Origin of the sequence: Vibrio genomosp. F10 str. 9ZD137 (genome assembly GCF_049974785.1) — a bacterium.
Classification (GTDB): domain Bacteria; phylum Pseudomonadota; class Gammaproteobacteria; order Enterobacterales; family Vibrionaceae; genus Vibrio.
The window spans coordinates 1-4,323 of record NZ_JBNGCJ010000852.1; the positions used below are offsets into that span (position 1 = coordinate 1).

The window sequence follows — 4,323 nt, forward strand, 5'->3', positions numbered from 1 at the left end:
ACCGCTCTTCCGATCTGGTTTTGGTACGGTGTACGTGAGTTCACGCATTCGGGGTACTGATCCGTCAACCGCAATGGCAGAGGGGGCCAATACAAAGTCGCCATCGAAAAAATGAGGGTGTGCAACACGCCCGGTATGCCAAAGTTGAGCAAAAATCTTTCCACCATTGCTATGAACGGCATCGGTGACTTTTTTCCAACCGCTAATTTGGTCTTCACTAAATAGCCCAGGTGTATTTGGATAGCCTTGCCCATCTGGTCGAATAATGATTGCTTCAGAAATGATCAGTCCAGTGTCAGCACGGCGAGCATAGTAATCCACCATTTGTTGGGTAGGGACTAAGTTTTCATCAGCCATACAACGAGTGAGTGGTGCCATTAATATACGGTTTTTCAGTGTAATCGTATTGTTGAGGCTGAGCGGTTCAAATAGGTTTTCCATGCTGATCCTTATGGTCTGAGTGTCTATTTCTTGAATGCCCATTCAAATTAGACCAAGTTGAATGATCATTCAAGTACTATTTTGAATGATTGTTCAAAATAGGGTAGTATGAGCGACAGTTAGAAAAGGTGAGAACGAATATGCGCAGTGCAGAGTTTGATCGAGAAAAAGTATTACGGTCAGCAATGGATGCCTTTATTAGTAAGGGCTACAGTAAAACCAGTATGCAAGATTTGAAAAAAGCCACAGGGTTGCACCCAGGCTCAATCTATTGTGCGTTTGAAAATAAACGAGGACTGTTGGTTGCTGCGCTTAATCAATACCGTTTAGAAAGAAACACTGAATTTATGGCTGTGTTCGACAGCAAAAATACCATCATGGAGGGGTTGGAAGCCTACCTTGGTAGCGTAGTAGAAGAGTGTGAAAGAGCTCAAATTAAGCACTGCTTGCTGCAGAAGGCCTTGAATGAATTGGCCGACCAAGACGAAGAAGTTGAAAACATCATCAGTAAAATGCTCAATGATTGGCAGCAAGCCTTTACTGAAAAACTCCGCCAAGCTCAGCAAGATAAAGAAATATCCGAAGGCAAAGATTGCGAGGAATTGTCGCAGTTTTTAGTCATGGGTATTTATGGTATCCGTACTTTTTCGTATACCCATCCAGCGGCGGGATCTCTGGGTCGATTGAGTCAGCAGTTACTGACGTATATTCGCAGCTAGTCGCTTCCCTTACCCCTCTAATGTTTACTTTTCCTGCACGTAATCAAGCCGTCGTTACGTCTGATTCGTTCAACGGACAAACAGCGGCTGTTTGCTCATTTATCTTCTTCATTATTTGTACTTTCCTTCCCTTTCTTTCTAGCCCCCTGTAACTGAAGTTCCGCCAGCCTCGGTGAAAATTTACAAGGAGAGCGCAAAAATCAGCAGCAAGGGTAACGTGGCCACACTGAGAAAGTTACCAAACAAAACCATCGACGCAACCTTATCAGGTTCAACTTCAAACCTTTCCGCAAAGAGATAGTTCATCACAGCTGGCGGAAGCATGGTAAATAGCACCATCATTTGCAGGTGAAGCGTTGGCAGTGGGATCAACCAGTAAATAATTGCAAATGCGACCGCGCCAGTCGCGATAGATTGAAGCGTACTGAGCAATCCGATTTTAAGCCCACTTAAACGCAGGTTAACCATTTGAGAACCAAGCGATAGCAACATAATGGGAACTGCGGCTTGCCCTAGAAGTGAAGTGGCTTCGATGAGTGGGTTCCAAACAACGATCCCTGATAGATTGAGAAACATCGCCAGTGCGGCCGCTAAAAACACAGGCATGGAGAATATTTGCTTGAAAGGATTCCCCTTGCTAAGCAGTGCTAAGCCAATACTAATGTGAACACAGGCCGACATGACAAACAGTAAAACCGCAGGAGCTAAAGCCACATCACCAAAGGTATAAGTAAAAAGTGGAATGGCCAGATTACCACTATTACGAAACATATGAGGCGGTGCCCACGCTTTGAAATTTAGGCCCATGTATTTACAGATCGGAATCATGAGTAGGCCCGGTACCAGGATCGCAACCAAAGAGGCGTAAATCAGGGGGAGCTGTTCTGTATCGAGAGGCATGGTTGCCAGCGAGGCAAATACTAATGCGGGGATACAAACACTCATGTTGATTTGATTGATCGGTTTGAAATCTGGTTTTAACCATCGACCGACAGCAAAGCCAACGAACGCAAGAGCAAAGACGGGGAATAAGATATTAATCACTTGCTCGAACATAAAGTTCCTCTAGGAAATACGAAGGTAAAAAGGCATGGCTGCATTACGTTAGCAATATTTTAGGGCCTCGTCACTTGCCTTATGCATGCGGATGAAAATGAGGTGAAACGCAAAAAGAAATAAGAGTGGGTTGGAATATTTTCTATTCAGTACAAAAACATAAGCGCAGTTTGGATATACTGAATGTTGGTTAACCTTAAGAGCTTCCACCATGCAGTTAAATTCACTGATCGCACGTCAGATTGTAGAAAGAGCCAGTAAGATCATTCAATACCCTGTCAACGTAATGGATGAAAATGGGCAAATCATCGGTTCAAGCGATCCGGCTCGATTGCATCGTACTCATGAAGGAGCGCTGTTAGCGATTCATGACAATCGAACCGTAGAAATAAATAAAACAGTAGCAAGTACGTTGAATGGTGTAAAAGAGGGGATCAACTTTCCCATCCTGTATCAGGATCAAGTCATCGGCGTGGTGGGGGTTTCTGGTGTCCCAGATGATGTGAGAAGTTTTGGTGAACTGGTTCAAATGACGGCTGAGTTAATCATTGAACAAGCTGCAATGATGGCGCAGATGCAATGGAACAATCGACACCGTGAAGAGCTGCTAAGCCAACTGATTGAAGGGTCGAGTTTAAGTGACAATCAACTGATGTCGATTGCAGCGCGTTTGGATTTGGACCTTACCCAACCGCGAGTGGCGGCGCTGGTTAAAGTGGTCCCAAGGCCGAATCAATCGGTGACACAAGAGCAGTTGCAAAAGCTCGTTGATTTATTGGAGTACCCCGCCAGAGATAATATCGTCGGTATTGTTTCTGTATCCCAAAATGAGGTGGTCGTCCTAAAACCCATTACGATTAAAGAGGATCAGTGGTGTATAGACGCGGAAAAAGAACGAGTCAAAAAGCTGGCTAGACGGGCCAAAAAAGAGTGTGATTTTACCATCCAGATATTTGTTGGCGGTTACTTCCCTGGCTTACTTGGCCTCGCGAGATCCTATGAAACGGCGAAAGCCACATTGGATTCCAGTGTACCGACGGCCCAAAGTACTCTGTTTTTTGATGATCACAAGCTGTCTGTCTTTATAAGCAGCATAAAACAGGACGCTTGGAAAAAAGAATTATTGATGGCTCCAATCAATAGATTGAATGAAAAAGACAGCAAGGGAGTATTGATTAAAACCCTCAATTGCTATTTTTCTCAAGATTGTGATTTAGCTCGAACTTGTCGTTTATTACATATTCATAGAAATACACTGAGGTATCGGCTAGACAGGGTTGAAGAAATTACAGGGTTAAATATCAATAGGTTAGATGAGTCTATTGAACTCTATCTCGCTCTGAAAAGTCAGTGATACTCGGCTGATAATTGTGCGTGTGCACAATAAGCAAATATTGATAGTGTGAATAATTTGTAAACTTGCCCAAAGGAAAGTGACGGAGTTCGTTTGATAATAGCGACGTCCCCTACAGGCAAACCCAGTATCGGCAGTCATAAGTACTGGATACAAATTACATAACGAAAAGGAATTACCATGACCCTAGTTCTCATACTATTGGGGGTGATAGCATTCATCGTCCTCTCTACAACCAAATATAAATTACACCCATTTTTATCGTTGATTCTAGCCGCATTTATTGCTGCTTTTGCCTACGGATTACCGGCTGATAGCATTGCGAAAACCATCGCATCAGGCTTTGGTGGAATACTCGGCTATATTGGCCTTGTTATTGTCCTCGGTACCATCATTGGTGTGATACTAGAAAAAAGCGGCGCTGCTATCACCATGGCAGACACCGTTATTAAAGTATTGGGTGAGCGATACCCAACACTGACCATGACGATCATTGGTTACATTGTTTCCGTTCCTGTTTTTTGTGATTCGGGCTTCGTGATTCTTAACTCATTGAAAGAGTCTTTATCTCATCGTTTAAAGACGTCCAGCGTTGCTATGAGTGTGGCTTTGGCTGCCGGTCTTTATGCTACGCATACCTTCATTCCTCCAACTCCAGGGCCAATTGCGGCTGCGGGTAATCTGGGATTAGAGTCTAATCTAGGTTTAGTCATTGGTGTGGGTATCTTTGTCGCCGCGGCTGCATCATTGGCT

General features: G+C 43.9%; 3 protein-coding genes and 2 pseudogenes. 3 read left to right on the plus strand and 2 right to left on the minus strand.

Annotated elements, in window-relative coordinates; genetic code table 11:
* Window positions 1-441 (minus strand): annotated as a pseudogene (locus ACP45E_RS19215) (alkene reductase); the annotation flags it as partial.
* A gap of 140 nt (window positions 442-581) precedes the next feature.
* Between ACP45E_RS19215 and ACP45E_RS19220 the strand changes: the two are divergent.
* Window positions 582-1,160 (plus strand): TetR/AcrR family transcriptional regulator, encoded by a 579-nt coding sequence (locus ACP45E_RS19220; protein WP_017035865.1) that lies wholly within the window; start codon window positions 582-584, stop codon window positions 1,158-1,160.
* A gap of 180 nt (window positions 1,161-1,340) precedes the next feature.
* Here ACP45E_RS19220 and ACP45E_RS19225 read toward each other — a convergent pair whose 3' ends face one another.
* Entirely contained in the window at window positions 1,341-2,216 is an 876-nt protein-coding gene (locus ACP45E_RS19225; RefSeq protein ID WP_017039064.1) for an AEC family transporter, read from the minus strand.
* 211 nt (window positions 2,217-2,427) lie between these two features.
* Between ACP45E_RS19225 and ACP45E_RS19230 the strand changes: the two genes are divergently transcribed.
* Together ACP45E_RS19230 and ACP45E_RS19235 are read left to right on the plus strand one after the other, a co-directional pair.
* Window positions 2,428-3,570: a sugar diacid recognition domain-containing protein gene (locus tag ACP45E_RS19230; RefSeq protein ID WP_017039063.1), complete on the plus strand. Its 1,143-nt coding sequence runs from the start codon at window positions 2,428-2,430 to the stop codon at window positions 3,568-3,570.
* 180 nt (window positions 3,571-3,750) lie between these two features.
* Window positions 3,751-4,323: pseudogene (locus ACP45E_RS19235) on the plus strand (GntP family permease); the annotation flags it as partial.